Consider the following 19138-nt stretch of genomic DNA (forward strand, 5'->3'; position numbering starts at 1 on the left):
AATCAGATGACGACTCTATCGTCTGGATTCGCAGCCGTTGCGTATCGCCCTGGCGTCGTCCCCATCACTCGCCGGAACATGTCGATAAACGCGCTGACGTTGTCGTAGCCGAGTTCAAGCGCAATCGTCGTGACAGGCAGGCCGTCCGCGACGAGCTCGAGCGCGCGAAGCAGACGGGCTTGTTGACGCCATTGCGCGAACGTCAGGCCCGTCTCCGCCACGAAACGCCGGCTCAGCGTACGCGGTGCGACGCCAGCCCACGCGGCCCATTCTTCGAGGCGGCGATTATCTGAAAGATCGCTCGCCAATGCGTCGGTGATCCGGACGAGCCTTGGATCTTCCGGGCTCGGCAGACCTAGTGATTCCTCTTTCGCTGCGGCCAGTTCATCGATGATGACGTCCGCAATGCGCGTCTGCGCTTCGTCGAGTTCGATACCCGGCCAGGTCGCGGCGCGCCGCACGGCCTCGCGCAACAAGGGGGCTGTTCTGATCGCGCGAGGTTCGCGAGGTAAGGGCGTGCACCTCTCTTCTGCGATGAACACGCTCCACCCTGAGAACGGGCCATACGACCGCACGGAGTGGACGCAATGCGGCGGAATCCAGATCGCGTGTATCGCAGGAACAACCCATTGCTGCTTGTCGAGTCCGACCGAGACGAGGCCGCTCAGCGCGCCCATGAGCTGTCCGCGCGCATGACTATGTGGCGCCGTCGCGCGCGCTTCGTTTTGCGTCAGCTCGGCCGCGGCGAGATAGGGACCTTCCTGCGAGGTCACGAGATCGGGGCGAATGAGGTAAGTGGACATGGCCGAAACACCGTATGGAATGGCCTTTATACCGGAGACGGGCCGCTTTTGCACGACTACACTGGTTTTGTTCTTTTAACGACCGGAGTGCAGTGCGATGCGAGCAGAACAGATTCTTCCCGATCACGTCGACCAGGTCGACTTCAACGGCACGACGGTCCGCAAGGGCACCGTCGCGGCTTTTCTCGCCAGTGCGCGTATCTGGAGCGATGAAGGCGCCAGTGAAGAGGCGCGTGCCCATGCCGAGGCCGACATTGTCGAAGGGCTGCCTGCACTGCGCGCAATAGGACTCTTCGATGTGCTCGAGATCCGTGATGTTTCGCTGCGCAATTGGCTCGACGCACATTGATCGGGACGCAGGTTCACTCTTACCTTCGAGGAATTCTCATGAAAGCTGCAGTAGTTAAAGGTGCGGGGCAGCCTCCCGTTTACGAAGACTTCGATCGTCCCACTGCGCTGGCTGGTCATCATCTGATCGACGTCGCCGCTTCAGCGTTGAGCCGGATTACCCGCAGCAAGGCAGCGGGCTCGCATTACTCGGGCTCTGGCGCGTTCCCATTCGTGGCGGGCGTCGATGGTATCGGGCGCCTCGAAGACGGCCAACGTGTCTATTTCTTCGCCCCACAGGCGCCGTTCGGCGCGCTGGCGGAACGCAGCCTCGTGCCTGAGGCAAACTGCATTCCGCTACCCGATGCGCTTGACGATGTCACAGCGGCCGCTATCGCGATTCCGGGCATGTCGTCTTGGGCGGCACTGACCGAGCGGGCCAGGTTTGTGCGAGGCGAGACGGTGCTGGTCAACGGTGCAACGGGCGCCTCCGGACGACTTGCTGTGCAGATCGCGAAGCATCTCGGCGCCGGAAGAATCATCGCGACCGGTCGTAATCCGGCCAGCCTCGAATCGCTCAAACGTGCCGGTGCCGATTTCACGATCTCGCTAGAGCAGGACGAAAACAGCCTGAGCCGCGCCTTCGAATCACATTTTCGCCAAGGGGTGGACGTCGTATTGGATTACCTGTGGGGACCCAGCGCACGGTCATTGTTGATCGCTGCGGCAAAAGCATCGGCTGACGCTTATCCGGTTCGCTTTGTCCAGATCGGTGCGATTAGCGGTGCCGATATCGTGTTGCCGGCAGCCGTGCTGCGCGCGACCGCGATCACGCTGCTGGGCAGCGGAATCGGCAGCGTGACTTTGCCTCGTCTCCTGCATGCGGTAAAAGAAGTGTTCAATGCAACGGTACCCGCCGGACTTCAGATTGCAACGGAGGCCGTGCCGCTTTCCGATCTGAACCTGCATTGGGGCAGCAGCGATAGCCAGGTCCGCACTGTCTTCACGCTCCGGTAGTTCCATTTGTCGTTGCCGCGTCTCGATGCCCGAAGCAGACTACACTTGCCGTAAGCAAGGCAGACTACGGGCCACAGAGACCGGAGGAGACAAGATGGACCTGTTCATGTCGATGGAAGCGTTCGTGCGGGCGGCGGAAGCGCAGAGCTTTGCCGGTGCCGCGCGCCAGCTGGGCGTGGCCAAATCGGTGGTGACCTCGCGCGTCAAGCAACTCGAAGACCATTTCGGCGTGCCGCTTTTTCATCGTTCAACGCGGGCAGTGCGCCTGTCGGAACTCGGCGAAACGTACTACCGTGAATGCGCCGAACTGGTCAACAAGGTCCACGACCTGTCCGGCCGCTCACGCGGCGATCCTCAGGCGCTCGCCGGCACGCTCAATATCCACGTTCTACCGGGCTTCGCGCTGGGGCATTTTTCGCAAACGCTGATCGAATTCCGCGCCGCTTACCCACGCGTCGAGTTCGTCGTGACGGTCAATGACCGCGTGATCGATCCGGTGCAGGAAGGCTTCGATCTGGCCTTGCAGATCTACCCGCCGGCTTCCAACCTGCTGGTGGAGCGACGCCTCTTTCCCGTGCGTGGCGTGCTGTGCGCGGCGCCCGGTTATCTGAAGGAAGAGCCGGTGATCGAAACGCCGCTCGATCTGTTGCGGCACGATTTCGCCCGTTATTCGTACTACCCATGGGGCGACAAGTGGCCGCTGATGCGCGGCAACGAGTGCTTCGAAATCGCGCTGAATCCGGTACTTAAAACCAATAGCGTGCACCTGCTGCTCGAGTTCGCGCGGGCCGGTGCGGGCGTCGTCTATTTGCCGACGATGGTCGCCGCAGCCGATCTGCTCGAACGGCGCCTTGAACGCGTGCTGCCGGAGTACGCGGCGCCGCCGCTGTGGCTGTCGGCGGTCTATCCTGCCTCGCACCGCTCGACCACCAAGGTCAAGGCTTTCGTCGACTTCCTGCGCGCCCGCTATCTGCGCGAACCGCAGTGGGACAAGGCGCTCGGCATTTCACCACCGGACGACGAGACCAAAAGCGTCGGCGAGGAGCTGGCCGAAGACTGAGAACTACCCACGAACCCCCGGGAGAACCCCGCGGGTTCTCCACCAGGTAGTTTCCCTGGCGCGATTTTGAAGCACCCATGGTTCGCGTTTCCCGACCCTCAGATCATTGCTGTTGCGCCTGCCGCCACTTAATCTTCGATCCAAGCAACGCATTCGCGGATTCGTAGATCAACTGGAGGCAGACATGCAAGAGACCTGGTTCGGTAGCCTGGACAATTTCCGCAAAGGCTCCATCGAAATCATCAAGGGCAAACCGGAGCACTATGCGATGTCGAACGTATTCGACGTCGCAAGCCGCGCAGAGCCCTACGAGAAAGTCGTCGTCGGCAAGAATCTCAAGTACGTGATCGAGACACTGCGCGCGGAGGGTTCGTCGCCGTGGTTTGCTGCGTCGCACGATGAATTCGCGGTCGTGCTCGACGGCGAGATCGACATCTTTTTCATCAAGCCGTCGGACGGCCCGCTGGTCGACGCGCAGACCGAAGGCAGCGTGCGGCTCGAAGGCCAACCGTCGGGCCAGTCGATGGGTTATGTGCGGCTGCGTCGCGGTCATCAGGCCCTGCTGCCTGCGGGCGCCGCGTATCGCTTCGAAGCGAGGACGAAAGGCGTGCTGCTCGTGCAGACGATCCTCGGGCGCTATTCGGTCGAGAAGTGGGCCGACATCTGCATCCACTGATTCCCTCTACCGATCGATCCTCTACTGGAGCCCATCATGGACAAAGCCAGCACCCTGCAAAACGTCACCGCGAGCGAGGCAGACGCGGTGAGCGGTTATCGCACGTTCCGTCTCGGCGATTTCGAATTTAGCCGAGATGCTTATTTCGCCACCGTCAAATGGCCCGCGAAAGGCCAGATCCGCTCGCACCAGATGCATGCCGACGACTTCCTGCGCGCCATGATGCGCGATGTGGCGTGGGGCTTCTTCTACGGCTGGGTCAACTTCGACGAAGTGATCGGCACGCGCAATCACTACGGCAAGGTCGACATGTATGCCGGCGCGTACAACGCAAGTTTCAAGGAAGCGGGCGTCGATCATATGCAGCAGTTCGACACGCCGCTCATCATGGCCACCTTCAAGGCGATTCTGCGGGACTGGGTCAACGAAGGCTTCGATCCGTTCGCCGCGCCTGAAGAAACCGGCTCCGCGTTCGGCACGAAACATGGCGACAACATCGCCGCGATCGAGCGCACGCGGATCGCGACCAAGCGCATGCCGGGTCTCGAAGGCGATTCGCCATTGCGTGACGACTTGCCGGTCAATCGCCAGTTCGCCGATGTGGTTCAGGATGAACCCGAGATTCATGCAGAGCCAGGATTTGAGAGCGCGTTGCATGCGTTCAGCCTCTTCAAGTACCTGTCTCGCTCAGACGTGACGTGGAATCCGTCGGTCACGTCGGTCTGCCAGCAGAGCCTGTTCTGCCCGACCACCGAGGAATTCGTGCTGCCGGTGTTTCATGGCAACGACCGCGTCGAGTGGTTTCTGCAACTGTCCGACCAGATCATCTGGGACGTCGCCGATAAAGACAGCGGCGAGCCGCGTGCACGCATCACGATGAACGCGGGCGATATCGCCGCGATGCCGGCCGACATCCGCCACAAGGGCTACTCGCAGAAACGCTCGATGCTGCTGGTGTGGGAGAACGCCACGCCCGACCTGCCCAAGCGCTACGAAAGCGGTGAATTGCCGCCGTATCCGATCCAGATCTAACTCTCAGACATTCCCTCCGATCGTCGATCGAACGGCGCCAGATCGCTGGCGCCGCGGGGATTGTCACGTCCAAAGTTTTACTTGCGCGGGATTGACATGCAAACGCAACTCTTCATCGGCGGCCGCTTCGTGCCGGCTGCAAACGGCGAAACCCTCGCCTCCCTTAATCCGCACGACAACTCGGTGATTGCCGAAGTCGCGATGGCCGGACCCGCCGATGTCGACCGCGCCGTGGCGGCTGCGAAAGCGGCGTTTCCGAAGTGGAGCAATCTCGCCGCGATGGAGCGGGGGCGTTTGTTGCTCAAACTCGCCGACGCAATCGAAGCGAATGCCGATGCGCTCGCGCGCCTCGAATCGCTCGATACCGGGCACCCGATTCGCGACACACGCAATCTCGATGTGCCGCGCACGGCGGCGACGTTCCGCTATTTCGGCGGCATGGCCGACAAGTTCGAAGGCTCGGTGATTCCGGTCGAACAAGGCTTTCTGAACTACATGACGCGCGAGCCCGTCGGCATTGTCGGGCAAGTGGTGCCGTGGAATTTTCCGCTGATGTTCACGAGTTGGAAGATGGCGCCGGCGCTTGCGGCAGGGAATTGCGTGATCATGAAGCCCGCTGAACTCACGCCGCTCTCGAGTCTCGCCATCGCCGAACTGATGGCGGAGGTTGGATTTCCAGAGGGTGTCGTCAATATCTTGCCGGGCCTCGGTCATGTGGCAGGTCAGTACATCGCCGAGCATCCGGAGATCAGCAAGGTCGCCTTCACCGGTTCGACTGCGATCGGCCGCAAGATCGTGCAGGCGTCGAGCGGCAATCTGAAGAAGGTCCAGCTCGAACTCGGCGGCAAAGGCGCGAACATCGTATTCGGCGACGCGAATATCGATGCCGTTGTGCAAGGTTCCGCGTTCGCGATTTTCCATAATCAGGGGCAGGCGTGTATCGCCGGCTCGCGGATGATCGTGCACGAATCGATCGCCGACGAAGTGCTGGAAAAGTTCGTCGCGTTGAGCCGTACGATCCGGATCGGCAATCCGCTCGATCCCCTGACCGAAATGGGCCCGCTCACCTCGCGTCAGCATCGCGACCGCGTGCTGTCGTTCGTCGACGTCGCACGTGAACAGGGTGGCCGCGTGCTGGCGGGCGGCAAGGCGCCGGACGATGCCACGTTGGCGAATGGTTGTTATGTCGAGCCGACCATTGTCGAAGCGAAGCCGGAGCATCGCGTGTCGCAGGAAGAAGTGTTCGGTCCGTTCATGACGGTCACCACATTCCGCACGGATGAAGAAGCACTCGCGATTGCGAACGGCACCGAATATGGTCTCGGCGCGGGTCTCTGGACACGCGACCTGCAACGCGCGCATCTCGTGGCGCGCGAGATTCGCGCCGGCATGGTGTGGATCAACTGTTACAAGCGCGTGAGCCCCGCGTCACCGTTCGGCGGTGTCGGCGCGAGCGGCTATGGACGCGAGATGGGTTTTGAAGCGATGCGCGAATACACGCAGCCCAAGTCGGTCTGGGTCAACGTGGATGCGCAGATTCCGCCTTACTACCCGCGCTGAACCGCCATGGAATCGTTCGTCTATAACGGCCTGCCGTCACGCGTGATTTTCGGTGTGGGCAGTCTCGACCAGCTCGATCGAGAGATCGGCTTGCTCGGCGCCACGCGCGCGATCGTGCTGTCCACGCCACAGCAGCGTGCCCAGGCCGAAGCGCTGGCGGCAAGTCTTGGCTCGCTGGCGGCGGGCGTCTACGCCGAAGCCGTGATGCACGTGCCGATCGAAACCGCTCGCGCGGCCCGCGACTTCGCCACGCAGGTCGGCGCCGATTGCGCGATCGCGATAGGCGGCGGTTCGACGACAGGTCTCGGCAAGGCGATCGCGCTCGAAACCTCGCTGCCGATCATCGCGATTCCGACCACGTATGCAGGCTCCGAAATGACGCCGATCTACGGCCTCACCGAGGACGGCATCAAGAAAACCGGCCGCGATCTGCGGGTACTGCCGAGAACGGTGATCTACGACCCGTCGTTGACCACGTCGCTGCCGCCCGCGTTATCGCTGACGAGCGGCATCAACGCAATCGCCCACGCGGCCGAAGGGCTCTACGCGCAGGACACGAACCCGATTATTGCGCTGATGGCGGAAGAGGGTATCCGTGCGCTTGGTCAAGGTCTGCCTCGGGTGATGCTGAAACCGGACGATCTCGCCGCACGCGGTGACTGCCTCTACGGTGCATGGTTGTGCGGCGCCGTGCTCGGCAGCGTGGGCATGGCGCTGCACCACAAGCTGTGCCATACGCTCGGCGGCACGTTCAATCTGCCGCACGCGGAGACGCACACGATCGTGTTGCCGCACGTGCTCGCCTATAACCGCGAGGCCGCACCGGGGGCGATGAAGCGTATCGCACACGCGCTGCATGCCGACGACGCCGCGCAAGGTGTATTCGACCTCGCACGCGACAACGGTGCGCCTACCGCGTTGAAAGACATTGGTGTAAGCGCAAGCGATCTCGACCTCGCGCTCGATCTCGCGTTGAAGAACCCGTACTGGAATCCGCGGCCGGTTGAACGAACGCCGCTACGCGCGCTGCTGGAAGCTGCGTTCGAAGGCAGACGGCCTGATTAGCACGAACGCCCCCACTCATACAAAAAAATTCAGGAGACAACCATGGACGCATATTCCTTCGATGCGAAGCGCCGCCGCTTCGTCACACTCGCCGCGGGTGGCGCGCTCGCCGCGTCAACCTCGGCGTTCTCGCCGCTCGTCTTCGCCGCCGGCCCGCGCACGCTGAAAATCGGCTACGTGTCGCCGCAAACCGGCCCGCTCGCGCCGTTCGGCGAAGCCGACCGCTTCACGATCCAGCAGATGCAGACGACGCTGAAAAACGGCATCGTGATCGGCGGCAAAACCTATCCGGTGTCGATCGTCGTCAAGGACAGCCAGTCGAATCCGAATCGCGCCGGCGAAGTCGCCAACGATCTGATCCTGAAGGACAAGGTCGACATCATGCTCGTATCCGGTACGCCCGAGACCGCGAATCCGGTGAGCGATGCGTGCGAGTTGAACGAGATGCCCTGCGTGTCGACGGTCGTGCCGTGGCAGCCCTGGTTCTTCGGCAGAAAGGGCGATCCGAAGAAAGGTTTCCGCTTTACCTATCACTTTTTCTGGGGACTCGAGGATGTGATCACCGTCTACACCGGCATGTGGCAAGCGGTGCAGACCAATCACAGTGTTGGCGGCCTGTTTCCGAACGATGGCGACGGCAACGCCTGGGGCGACGCGAAGCTTGGGTTCCCGCCAGTGCTCGCGCAGAAGGGCTTCACGCTGAAGGACCCGGGTCGCTTCCAGAGCATGACGCAGGACTTCTCCGCGCAGATTTCGTCGTTCAAGCAGGCGAATGCGCAGATCGTGACCGGCGTCGTGATTCCGCCCGACGCGAAGAACTTTCTCGTGCAGGCGCGTCAGCAAGGACTGAAGCCCAAAGTCATTTCGATCGGCAAGGCGCTGCTGTTTCCCACTTCGATCGAAGCGCTCGGCGATCTCGGCGATGGACTTTCCACCGAGGTGTGGTGGTCGCCTTCGCATCCGTTCAAGTCGTCGCTGACGGGACAAAACGCGCGGCAAGTCGCGGACGACTACGAGCGCATCACGTCGAAACAATGGACACAGCCGATCGGCTTTGCGCATGCGCTGTTCGAAATCGCCGTCGATTCGCTAAGGCGCGCGAAAGATATCGACTCTAACGAATCGATCCGCGACGCAGTGGCGGCGACGAAGCTCGACACGCTGGTTGGTCATGTCGCATGGGGCAGCGGACCGGTGAAGAACGTCGCGAAGACGCCTTTGGTAGGCGGCCAATGGGTGAAGGGGCAGCAGCATCGCTTCGATCTCGCCATCGTCAACAACCAGCTCGCGCCGAGCGTGCCGCTATCCGGCCCGCTCAAGCTGATCGCGTGAACGCATAGCGGAGAGCGGTGATGAACCCAGTTCTCAGATTAACCGGCGTGTCGAAGCGTTATGGCGCGCTGCAGGTGACTGACGACATCAGCTTCGCGGTCGAACGCGGCGAGACCTACGGCATTCTCGGTCCGAATGGTGCGGGCAAGACCACGCTGTTCAACCTCGTTAGCGGCGACGTGCGGCCCGATCAAGGCAGTGTCGAATTCGACGGCGCAGACGTGAACCACTTACCGCCGCATCGCCGGTGCGCAGCCGGGATTGGCCGCTCATATCAGGTGCCGCGTCCGTTCGGCGGCATGACGGTATTCGAAAACCTGCTGGTCGGCGCGACCTTCGGCGGCGAACTGGCCGAGCACGCGGCCTACGACGTCTGCATGGATGTACTCGAACGCACCGGCCTCAAGGCGCGCGCCAACCAGTTGGCCGGCACGTTGGGCCTGCTGGACCGCAAGCGCCTCGAACTGGCCCGCGCATTGGCCACGCAACCGCAGTTGTTGCTGCTGGACGAAATTGCAGGCGGACTGACCGAACCCGAAACGCACGAACTCGTCGACGAGATTCGTCGCGTGAAAGAGGCGGGCGTGACGATCGTGTGGATCGAACACGTCGTGCATGCCTTGCTCGCAGTGGCCGACCGGCTGCTCGTCATCAACTTTGGCAAACGGCTCGCTGAAGGCCTGCCCGGCGCCGTGATGGACGACCCCGAAGTGCGGCGCGTGTACCTCGGACTGGAGGCCTGACCATGTCGGCATTACTGGAGACTCGCGCGCTGAGCGCGTTTTACGGCGACTTCCAGGCGCTGTTCGGCATCGATGTGACGGTGGCGCCCGGTGAGGTCATCGCGCTGATCGGCTCGAACGGCGCGGGCAAGTCGACCTTTCTGAAATCGGTGGCGGGCCTGCTGCGCCCGCGTTCCGCCGGGCAGATCCTGTATCGCGGCGAGCCAATTGGCGGCGCGGCTGCGGCGAGCATTGTCGGCAAGGGCATTGCCCTGGTGCCGGAAGGGCGGCGTCTGTTTGCGAGCCTGAGCGTCGAAGAAAACCTGCTGCTCGGCGCATTTTCCAAACGGCCCGGCCGCTGGAACCTGCAAAGCGTCTACTCGCTGTTTCCGGCCTTGCGGGAGCGTCGTCACCATGCGGCCACGGCCTTGTCGGGCGGTCAGCAGCAGATGGTCGCGATCGGCCGCGCGCTGATGAGCAATCCCGATCTGCTGATGTGCGACGAACTTTCGCTCGGCCTCGCGCCGGTGATCGTGCGCGAGATCTATGCGGCGTTGCCCGCGATCGTCGCTGACGGCATGAGCGCCATCGTCGTCGAGCAGGACGTGCAACTGGCGCGTCGCGTGTCGTCGCGTTTCTATTGCTTCCAGGAAGGACGCGTGTCGCTGGCGGGCGTGTCGGCCGAGGTGTCGGACGAGGCCATCACGCGGGCATATTTTGGAGCGGTCGCATGAACACGTTCATCAATATCGTCGTACAGGGCGTGCTGCTCGGCGCGCTGTATGGGCTCTTCGCGATGGGTCAATCGCTGGTGTTCGGCGTGATGCGGCTCACCAATACCGCGCACGGCGATTTCATCGTGCTGCTGGTGTTCGTGCTGTTCGCGCTCACGAACTACGCGCATCTGCCGCTCGCCGTGTCGCTGGTCCTGCTGCTCGTGATTGCGTTTGGCGCGGGTTACGCGGTGCAGTACACGGTCCTGAACCGGGTAAGCAGCCGTGATCCGTTGCCTTCGCTGATCGTCACGTTCGGCTTGTCGATCGTGATCCAGAACGTATTGCAACAGGTGTTCTCCGCCGATCCGCGTTCGATTGCAACGGGCAGCTTCGAGTCGAAGAGTCTCACGCTCGCGGGCGGTATCACGCTGGGCTATCTGCCGCTCGTCACTTTGGTCGTCACCACCGCTTTGGCTTTCGCCATGCAGTGGCTGTTTGGCCGCACGCCACTTGGACGCGCGTTTCGCGCCACCTCGGATGACCGCGAGATCGTGCAACTGATGGGCGTTTCCTATCGCCGCACCTATGCACTCGCGATGGGCATCGCGTTCGTTCTGATCGCGGTCGCTGCCGCGCTCTATTCGATGCGCACCGCGGTGTCGCCGACCGATGGCCCGGCATTGCTGCTGTACGCGTTCGAAGCCGTGATCATCGGCGGGATGGGCTCGTTCTGGGGCACCTTCGTCGGCGGCATGGCGCTTGGAATTGCGCAGCAGGTGGGTTTTTACTTCGATCCCGGCTGGGGTATCTGGCTCGGCCACGTGGTGTTTCTCGGCGTGCTGGTGGCCCGGCCGCAGGGCTTGCTGCCCAAAACCGCATAGAGGCTCGATATGACGATGATGCATATGAACCGGCCCGCAGGGGGCTTCGAAGTGCGGCGCGCGACGCGTGCGAGCCGCGTGGCGATGATCGTGCTGCTGATCGTCGCGCTGGCGGTGGCGAGCGCGCCATGGTGGGCCGGGCGCGATGCGATGCGCGACTTCGTGCAGCTCGCGTCGTATCTGGTGTTCGCGTTGATGTGGAATCTGCTGGCGGGCTATGGCGGGATGGTGTCGATCGGGCAGCAGGCGTTCTTCGGGATCGGGGGCTATGGGATGCTGATTCTCGCCAACTACTGCGGGATCTCGCCGTTCGTCGCTGTGCCGATCGCGGCGGTAATCGCAACGGTCATCGCAATTCCCGTATCGATGGTGGCGTTCCGGCTGGAAGGCGGCTACTTCGCAATCGGCACGTGGGTGATCGCCGAAGTGTTCCGGTTGACGGTGGCGAACGTCTCGGTGTTGGGCGGTGGTTCGGGCACCAGCCTCACCGCGCTGCAGGACGTGCCGCGTGCGCTGCGCGAATCGCTGACGCTATGGCTCGCGCTCGTTATCGTCGCGGCCGCGATCGGTCTGCTGTATCTGTTTCTGCGTTCCACAGCCGGTCTCGCATTGACCGCGATGCGCGACAACGCCGTGGCTGCCAGCAGTCAGGGTGTCGACGTGAAGCGTGCGCGGTTGCTCGTTTATCTGGTATCCGCGTGCGGTACAGCGTTGGCCGGTGGCCTGTATTTCGTCGGCAACCTGCGTATCTCGCCGGACGCGGCGTTCTCGGTGAACTGGACCGCGTTCGGCATTTTCATCGTGATGATCGGCGGCCTGGGCACGCTCGAAGGGCCGATTGTCGGCGCGCTGATTTTCTTTGTGCTCAACCAGTTCCTTTCCGACTTCGGCACCTGGTATCTGATCGGGCTCGGTGCGCTGGCGATCGTTGTGACGATGTTCTTCCCGCAAGGGCTGTGGGGCTTCGTATCGCGCCGCTACGGACTGCAATTGTTCCCCGTGGGACGCCGCGTTGTATTCGTCGATGCCGGCGCTTCTCAACAAGATTCACAGCAAGCTTCGCCGCACGATGCATCGCCCGATTCCGTCGAAGCGCCGTCGGCTCCCCATCGCGCATGAGGTCGACAATGAACGACGAAACCATTCACCCCTTGACGCAGAACGTGCTCAGGACGTTTGCCGACTGCACCGATCCTCGACTCAAGCAGATCATGACCGCGCTGGTCAAGCATCTGCATGCATTTGCCAGCGAGGTTGAACTGACTGGCGAGGAGTGGCGCCGCGGCATTGAATTCCTGACGGCGACCGGCAACAAGTGCAGCGGCATTCGCCAGGAGTTCATCCTGCTGTCGGACACGCTCGGCCTGTCGATCATGGTCGACGCGATCAATCATGAACGCACCGGTGACACGACCGAGAGCAGCCTGCTCGGCCCGTTCTACCGCGAGGGCGCGAAGGATGAGGCCTTCGGCGCCAACATCGCGCGTACCGAAGGCGAGCCGACGCTGATCCACGGCCGTCTCGTCGATGAACGTGGCGCACCGGTGTCCGGAGCTTTGATCGAGGTGTGGGAAACGGCCAACAACGGCATGTACGAAGGCCAGGATCCTGATCAGCCCGAGAGCAATCTGCGCGGCAAATTCCGTTCTGGACCGAACGGCGAATACGCATTCAGAACCATCAAGCCGACCAGCTATCCGATTCCGACCGATGGCCCGGTTGGACAGATGCTGCTGGCGACCGGACGTCATCCGATGCGACCTGCGCATATCCATTTCCTGATCGAAGCGCCTGGTTACGAGACGCTCACCACCGCGTTGTATTCCGCTGGTGACCCGTATGTCGACTCCGACGCGGTGTTTGGCGCGAAGCCGTCGCTCGTAATCGACTACGTGCCGAACGACAGCGTGGCGGCCGCGAAGGAATGGGACTTGCCGAGCCCGTTCTTCGAAGTCCAGCGCGACTTCGTGATGAGTCGACGAGTCGCGTGAGGAGGGCACGTCATGAATGCGGTGAGTCCCGAACCTCAAGCGGGTTTTCTGTGCGCGCTCGACGATATCCCGGACGGCGGCGCGCTGGAAGTTGCCGCTGAGCAAGCCGGTGCCCCTGGGATCGTCGTGGTGCGCCGGGGTGACGACGCCTGGGCTTATCGCAACATCTGCCCGCACTTTTCGATTCCGCTGAACTACGAGCCGAACACGTTCTGGGCCTACGACGCCGAATTGCTAATGTGCGCGCATCACAGCGCGATGTTCCGTTTCGAAGACGGTCAGTGCATCGACGGTCCGTGTCAGGGGGCGGCGCTCACGCGCGTTGCCATTCGTATTGAGCAGCGAAACATATTCAACAACGACGGAAGGGGACAGGCATGAAAAAGACGAAGCACATCTCGATAGCAGGCTGCACGGTCGCGTTGATGGCGCCGGGTTTTGCAGGCGCGCAAAGCAGCGTGACACTGCAAGGTGTGATCGACGCGGGCGTCACCTATGTGAACAACCAGCATGGCGGCGCCGCGACGCTGTTCGACAGCGGTGTGCTGTCGCCGGATCTGCTGACCTTTAAAGGCAGTGAAGACCTGGGGGGCGGCAATAAGGCGATCTTCGAACTCACCTCGCAGTTCGATCTGGGCAGCGGCGCGACGATTCCCGGCGCAGGACAGCTTTTCAATCGCACAGCGCTGGTGGGGCTCACCAACGACCGCTTCGGCTCGCTGACCTTCGGCAATCAGTATGACTTCATGTTCGAGACGCTGACGCTCGGACTGTATGACGGCGCGTTCCTGTTCGGCGGTATCTACGATTTTCGTCAGGGGCCGTTTACTGCGTTGGGCGTGCCGAACAATCCGACCGGTTCGTTCGACTTTGACCGGATGGCGGGCGCAACGCGTGTGGGGAACTCGGTCAAGTATCGCAGCCCGGATATATCGGGCTTCACTTTCGGCGCGCTCTTTGGCTTTGGTGGCGTTCCGGGTTCGTTCTCGGAAGACTCCACCATGAGCTTCGGTGCGAACTATGCGAACGGTCCGTTCGGCATCGGCGCGGCGTATGTCGAAGTGAAATATCCGCAACTGGGCGACGGTCACGACGGTATCCGCAATTTCGGGGTCGGCGCGCACTATAACTTCGGCAGCGTTCTGGCCATGCTGCTGTACACAAACACGAAGAATACGGCGAGTGGTGCGAAGATCGACGTGTACAAGGGCAGTGCGGCGTGGACGATCTCCGGGGCATGGACCCTCGGCCTCGACTATGCGTATATGAAAGGCAACGACGTGCTGCTGGACAACAAGGCGCAGCAGATCACCACGGCGCTGCAATACAGTTTCTCGAAGCGCACCACTGGCTATATTGAAGCGATGTATCAGCGAGCGGGCGGCGATGCGGCGGTGACGCGGGCGTGGATCAACGGTTTGTTGCAACCGGACGGTGCGGCGAGCAACCGGTCGCAGACGCTTGCACGCATTGGCTTGCGCACGAGCTTCTGAGGATGCGGCGGTTGTTTTTCAAGCAGACGTGTCATGTGGCTTCTGCGAAGCATTCATTGCCAATGCTGCTCTCAGAACAACTGTCTCTGCCCCGACACCAAGGTCGTAAAATCATCGCGCAATAACGGCAGAATCGCGTCGGCGACCGGTTGCAACTGCCGGGTCAGATAGTGTTCGTAGTCGATCGCCGAGCGCAAGGTTTCGAGCGGTTCTGGTCCGGCGGTTGTCATCACATAGCTGATCCAGCCGCCGTCCTGGTATTGCAGCGGACGCCCCTGTTGCCGGTTGAACTCGTCGGCCACACGAGCCGCGCGCACATGGGGCGGAACGTTGCGCTCGTAGTCGCCGAGCGAGCGGCGTAGCCGCTTGCGGTACACGAGTTGATCGTCCAGTTTTCCTGCCAGCGTATCGCGCACGTAGTCGCGCACATAGTCCTGATACGGCTGTTGCCTGAAGATTCGCCCGTAGAGTTCCTGCTGGAACTGCTGGGCGAGCGGCGTCCAATCAGTCCGCACCGTTTCGAGCCCTTTGTAGACGATCTCCTCGCCACCGTCCGGCAAGATAGTCAGCCCGGCATAGCGCTTCTTGCTGCCTTCCTCGGCGCCGCGAATCGTCGGCATGAAGAAGCGCTTGTAGTGCCGCTCGAATTGCAACTCGAGCGCGCTCTCGAGGCCGAAACGCTCCTGCAGATTTTGCCGCCAGCGGGCGTTGATATGCTCCACAAGCGCGCGGCCGATGCGACTCGCTTCTTCCTCGCTATGCGCGTGCTTCAACCACACGAAGGTCGAATCCGTGTCGCCGTAAATAACCTCGTAGCCTTGCGCCTGAATGAGCTCACGCGTGGTGTGCATGATTTCATGGCCGCGCATGGTGATCGACGACGCAAGGCGCGGGTCGAAGAACCGGCAGCCTGTGGAGCCGAGCACGCCGTAGAAGGCGTTCATGATGATCTTCAACGCCTGCGAAAGCGGCTTGTTGTTCTCGCGCTTGGCGGTTTCGCGCCCCTGCCACACCTGGCCGACAATCGACGGCAAACAATGGCGGGTGCGCGAGAAGCGTGCGCCGAGAAAACCCGGCACCGATTGATCGTCGCCAGGATTGAGCATGCCTTCCACGAGACCCAGCGGGTCGATCAGAAAGGTGCGAATGATCGACGGGTACAGGCTTTTGTAGTCGAGCACCAGGACCGAGTCGTAGAGGCCGGGCCGCGAATCCATCACGAAGCCACCGGGGCTCGCGGCACCGGCTACGTCACCGAGATTCGGTGCAACGTAGCCTTGCCGATGCATCCGCGGCATGTACAGATGCGTGAACGCCGCGACAGATCCGCCGCTTCGGTCCGCAGGCAGGCCGGTGACCGTCGCGCGCTCCAGCAAAAACGGTAGCAACTCGGTCTTCGCAAAGATGCGCGTGACCAGTTCGCAGTCTTTCAGGTTGTACTGCGCGAGAGCGGGCTTGTCCTCATCGAAGCGGCGCTGGATTTCATCCATGCGTTGATACGGATTGTCGATGGATTTGCCTTCGCCCAGCACAGTGCGCGAAACGTATTCGAGGCTGAACGAAGGGAAAGTCCACGTGGCGGAGCGCAGCGCTTCGATACCGTCGATGATCAATCTTCCGGCGGCACCTGCGAAGAAATGGTTCTGCTTATGGCCATGCTCGCGCCATTCCATGACCGCGCCGCCGCGGCCGAGCCGTAATGGCACGCGATATTGTTCGGCATGCTGCTGCAGCACACGCAAATCGAACTGCACGAGGTTCCAGCCGATGATCGCGTCGGGGTCATGCCGTTCCAGCCACGCGTTCAGTTTTTCGAGCAACTGCGCGCGTGTTTCGCAGTATTCGAGGTCGAAGTCGACGCCGCTCGCATCGCCGTTCGGCGGCCCCAGCATATAGACCTGACGCTGTCCGCAACCTTCGAGCGCGATCGAGTAGAGTTCGGCGTGCGCGCTGGTTTCGATATCGAGCGACACCAGCTTCAAAGACGGGCGGTAGTTCGTGGCCGGCTTCAATTCCCCGTTCAGAAGCGGACCGCCATGTTGTGCGTCGCCGGCGAACCACACCGGCGCGGTAATGAAACGCTCCATCATGTAGCGCTCGGGCGGGAAGATATCGGCCTCGTAGACATCGACGCCGCCTTGTTTCAGGCGTTTTTCGAAACCCGTCAATTGCCGGTATTGCGGGCAATAAAGCCCCATCACCGGCCGATGCTGGAAGTCGCACAGTTCGAGCGGGCGCAGATCGAGCGGCGCTTCGCGGCGCAGGATGGTTTCCGCTCGCTCGCGGTGGTCGGCCGGAATGAAGGCTACCGAAGGCTGAGGACGTAAGCGCACGTGACGGGGCCCGCCGTCTGTTGCCAGCCAGAAATCTACCTCCGTACCGGCGGGGGTATCCCGCCAGTGTCGGGTCAAAATGAAACCCTGTTCAAGCTCAGTCAAACTTCCACCTCTAAACGGGCGTCATCGCCTGGCTCGATTTTACCGTTATGCGCTTTGGGCCGCGCCTCCGCCTTTTCGTGGCAGCGACCGGGGGGCGTTTCGTTCGCGCGACAGGTCTGGATGCAGACCCGCCGCGTAGTCTGTATCATCGTTTGGCAGCGATTCCTTCGGCGCAAACCATGCGCCGGTCAAGTCTACTAAGAACGGAGTGAGCGATATGACGTTGAGCAAACTTGTTGTCGTGGTCGCGGTAGCTGCAACCAGCTTTGGTGCACAGGCGCAAGTCGCCGGCACACAACCCTTGAGCGTCACGGTCGAACAGTCCAATGCGCTGCTGAGCGGCTGGAGCGTGAAGAAGAGCATTCTCGGCAAGGCCGTCTACAACGACCAGAACGAGAAGATTGGTTCGATCCGCGATCTGGTGGTCGCTCCCGACGGCTCGCTGTCTGCTGCCATCGTCTCCGCAGGTGGATTTCTCGGCGTGGCGTCGCATGACGTAGCGGTGCCGATCGCTGCGCTGGATATTCGCGGCGGGAATTTCTATCTGGCCGGCGCAACCAAGGATGCTTTGAAGGCGACGCCGGAGTTTCAGTACAACAAGGTTCAGGCGCCGCCGAAGCCTAAAAAGCTGACTGGCCAGTAATGCGTCAAGTCGGCGGATTCAGCGGCGGGGCTGCACCAGGCGGCTTCTGAATCACCCGGCAAAAGAAAACGGCGCTTGCGGCGCAGAACGGTAGCTGAATCCAAACCGTTTCACGCTTGCGGCGCCGTTTTTGCATTCAATTCGGCCCCGTGGGACTACCGTTCAGGCTTCCAATGCGAGCGTGGCGAACGTGCCCAGCCAGTGTTCGCCCATATAGTCGCCCGCCACATGCGGCAGGGCGCTTAGAAGATGCCGCTCGGCCGAATCGAACAGGGCAGTCCGGCGCACGTCGCCGGCGGGCAGTGCGCGCGCCAGCGACCGCTGGCACCATGCACGGCTCAGATTCAAACCGTCCAGGTGAGCGATCTTGCCGTCGGTACGGTCGGTTACTGTGACGGGTTCGAACAGCGTGGCAGGCTTTTTCGCGCCGAGATCGGGCAGAAAGCGCCGGAACCATTCAACGAATTGCGCGGGCGGCAACACGCGCCGCATCAATTCCGCTTCCATCAGCGAAGGCGACAAAAACTCGTCGCCGGCGGGCTCCCAGGCCTGACAGGCAACGTCGTTCAGGAACCAGCGCTCCGCCGTATTCACCAGCAGCGCCTCCAGCGATTCACGCGAAGTCTGCCGCGCGAAATCGAGCGTGAACGCAAGCGCGAACGCCATATTGAAGTGCGTGCCGACGCGCAACGGGTAGGTCGCCTTCGGCAGAAATTCTTCGAAGCGGCTAACAAAAGTCGCGGTAAGCGGCGCAAAGATCTTGGACCAGCGCGCGGCCTCCGAGAGCTTCAGCGAATGAAGTTGCGCGCTCAGCGCGAGCAGCCATGCCCATCCATACGGGCGCTCGAAACCGCGATTGTGCGGCAGGTCGAGATACGCCAGCTCACCGGCCACATTCGCTTCGGTGAAATGCTCGTCGACTACCGCGACGATGCGCGCGGCTTCAGGCAGATCGGGAAAGCGGTCGAGCAGATGCAGGATCAGCCAGTAGCCATGCACGCATGAATGCCAGTCGTAGCTGCCGTAGAAAATAGGATGCAATGCGCGCGGACCTTGCACGTCTTGCGGACCGGCGAGCGAGTGGGTCAGCTTGTTCGGATACTCGCGCGTGAGGTGGGCGAGCGCGAGATTGGCGAATTTGGACGCGAATTCGGGCGTGAGTTGGACAGTCATCGGCGCCTCCTCAAAAACGGAATGCAATAAGTACGACAGTATGATATTGACGACCGAAAATAGTAAAGCCGCCGGTCGCCGCGCCCGGATCGGGTCATTCGGGCCATTCCGGCCTTTCAGTTCCAGCAGCGCGGCCGGCGCGATATTGAAGTTCGGCGCCGTCGGCGCCATCAAAGTGCCGCAAAAGCCGCACAGTATGCCGATCTATC

Annotated in this window: 19 protein-coding genes and 1 pseudogene; 16 read left to right on the forward strand and 4 right to left on the reverse strand. The window is 61.9% G+C overall.

The features are described from left to right. Positions 1 to 2: 2 nt before the first annotated feature. The gene (locus KHO30_RS08590; RefSeq protein WP_211700568.1) at positions 3 to 803 is read right to left on the reverse strand and encodes an AraC family transcriptional regulator; all 801 of its coding nucleotides are present in this window, start codon (positions 801 to 803) and stop codon (positions 3 to 5) included. A gap of 97 nt (positions 804 to 900) precedes the next feature. On the opposite strand from KHO30_RS08590, the gene KHO30_RS08595 reads away from it, so the two are divergent. The 15 genes from KHO30_RS08595 (at position 901) to KHO30_RS08665 (ending at position 14675) form a co-directional block, all read left to right on the forward strand. After that, the gene (locus KHO30_RS08595) at positions 901 to 1152 is read left to right on the forward strand and encodes a hypothetical protein (protein WP_093645129.1); all 252 of its coding nucleotides are present in this window, start codon (positions 901 to 903) and stop codon (positions 1150 to 1152) included. Positions 1153 to 1190: 38 nt separating this feature from the next. Next, positions 1191 to 2147: a quinone oxidoreductase family protein gene (locus tag KHO30_RS08600; protein ID WP_211700569.1), complete on the forward strand. Its 957-nt coding sequence runs from the start codon at positions 1191 to 1193 to the stop codon at positions 2145 to 2147. Between the two features lie 94 nt (positions 2148 to 2241). Next, positions 2242 to 3207: a LysR family transcriptional regulator gene (locus tag KHO30_RS08605; RefSeq protein ID WP_093645125.1), complete on the forward strand. Its 966-nt coding sequence runs from the start codon at positions 2242 to 2244 to the stop codon at positions 3205 to 3207. Between the two features lie 184 nt (positions 3208 to 3391). Then, positions 3392 to 3883 carry a cupin domain-containing protein gene (locus tag KHO30_RS08610; protein ID WP_200653977.1) on the forward strand — a complete coding sequence of 164 codons (492 nt, stop codon included), beginning with the start codon at positions 3392 to 3394 and terminating at the stop codon, positions 3881 to 3883. A gap of 36 nt (positions 3884 to 3919) precedes the next feature. Then, a complete protein-coding gene (locus KHO30_RS08615; protein ID WP_093645123.1) occupies positions 3920 to 4915 on the forward strand; it encodes a hydroxyquinol 1,2-dioxygenase in 996 nt (331 codons plus the stop codon). 96 nt (positions 4916 to 5011) lie between these two features. Continuing rightward, positions 5012 to 6475, forward strand: a complete 1464-nt coding sequence (locus KHO30_RS08620; protein WP_200653979.1) for an aldehyde dehydrogenase family protein — start codon at positions 5012 to 5014, stop codon at positions 6473 to 6475. A 6-nt stretch (positions 6476 to 6481) separates the two neighbouring features. Further along, positions 6482 to 7540 carry a maleylacetate reductase gene (locus KHO30_RS08625; protein ID WP_211700570.1) on the forward strand — a complete coding sequence of 353 codons (1059 nt, stop codon included), beginning with the start codon at positions 6482 to 6484 and terminating at the stop codon, positions 7538 to 7540. A gap of 42 nt (positions 7541 to 7582) precedes the next feature. Continuing rightward, entirely contained in the window at positions 7583 to 8872 is a 1290-nt protein-coding gene (locus KHO30_RS08630; RefSeq protein WP_200620398.1) for an ABC transporter substrate-binding protein, read from the forward strand. A 20-nt stretch (positions 8873 to 8892) separates the two neighbouring features. Next, entirely contained in the window at positions 8893 to 9615 is a 723-nt protein-coding gene (locus KHO30_RS08635; protein ID WP_097396162.1) for an ABC transporter ATP-binding protein, read from the forward strand. Between the two features lie 2 nt (positions 9616 to 9617). Further along, on the forward strand, positions 9618 to 10328 hold the full coding sequence (locus tag KHO30_RS08640; RefSeq protein ID WP_211700571.1) for an ABC transporter ATP-binding protein: 711 nt from the start codon (positions 9618 to 9620) through the stop codon (positions 10326 to 10328). Further along, positions 10325 to 11191, forward strand: coding sequence for a branched-chain amino acid ABC transporter permease (locus tag KHO30_RS08645; RefSeq protein WP_093645111.1), 867 nt, complete (start codon positions 10325 to 10327; stop codon positions 11189 to 11191). The genes KHO30_RS08640 and KHO30_RS08645 overlap by 4 nt, the downstream gene beginning before the upstream one ends. A 9-nt stretch (positions 11192 to 11200) precedes the next feature. After that, positions 11201 to 12310 (forward strand): branched-chain amino acid ABC transporter permease, encoded by a 1110-nt coding sequence (locus KHO30_RS08650; RefSeq protein WP_244863969.1) that lies wholly within the window; start codon positions 11201 to 11203, stop codon positions 12308 to 12310. An 8-nt stretch (positions 12311 to 12318) separates the two neighbouring features. Beyond that, on the forward strand, positions 12319 to 13182 hold the full coding sequence (locus tag KHO30_RS08655) for an intradiol ring-cleavage dioxygenase (protein WP_244863970.1): 864 nt from the start codon (positions 12319 to 12321) through the stop codon (positions 13180 to 13182). A 12-nt stretch (positions 13183 to 13194) separates the two neighbouring features. Next, positions 13195 to 13563: a Rieske (2Fe-2S) protein gene (locus KHO30_RS08660; RefSeq protein WP_211700573.1), complete on the forward strand. Its 369-nt coding sequence runs from the start codon at positions 13195 to 13197 to the stop codon at positions 13561 to 13563. Next, complete coding sequence (locus KHO30_RS08665) at positions 13560 to 14675, forward strand: porin (protein ID WP_211700574.1); 1116 nt, start codon at positions 13560 to 13562, stop codon at positions 14673 to 14675. Before KHO30_RS08660 ends, KHO30_RS08665 begins: the two co-directional genes overlap by 4 nt. 71 nt (positions 14676 to 14746) lie before the next feature. On the opposite strand, the gene KHO30_RS08670 is transcribed toward KHO30_RS08665, so the two are convergent. Continuing rightward, a complete protein-coding gene (locus KHO30_RS08670) occupies positions 14747 to 17113 on the reverse strand; it encodes a DNA polymerase II (protein ID WP_211700575.1) in 2367 nt (788 codons plus the stop codon). Between the two features lie 217 nt (positions 17114 to 17330). On the opposite strand from KHO30_RS08670, the gene KHO30_RS08675 reads away from it, so the two are divergent. Continuing rightward, positions 17331 to 17756 carry a PRC-barrel domain-containing protein gene (locus tag KHO30_RS08675; RefSeq protein WP_054041262.1) on the forward strand — a complete coding sequence of 142 codons (426 nt, stop codon included), beginning with the start codon at positions 17331 to 17333 and terminating at the stop codon, positions 17754 to 17756. 162 nt (positions 17757 to 17918) lie between these two features. Here the strand turns inward: KHO30_RS08675 and KHO30_RS08680 are convergent, their stop codons facing one another. Both KHO30_RS08680 and KHO30_RS39500 read right to left on the reverse strand, forming a co-directional pair. Further along, positions 17919 to 18929 carry a DUF2891 domain-containing protein gene (locus KHO30_RS08680; RefSeq protein WP_211701007.1) on the reverse strand — a complete coding sequence of 337 codons (1011 nt, stop codon included), beginning with the start codon at positions 18927 to 18929 and terminating at the stop codon, positions 17919 to 17921. A gap of 36 nt (positions 18930 to 18965) precedes the next feature. Continuing rightward, positions 18966 to 19133, reverse strand: a pseudogene (locus KHO30_RS39500) (5-oxoproline transporter, DUF979 family subunit); the annotation flags it as partial. Positions 19134 to 19138: the final 5 nt, after the last annotated feature.

Origin of the sequence: Paraburkholderia aspalathi, from assembly GCF_905220735.1 — a bacterium.
Classification (GTDB): domain Bacteria; phylum Pseudomonadota; class Gammaproteobacteria; order Burkholderiales; family Burkholderiaceae; genus Paraburkholderia; species Paraburkholderia aspalathi.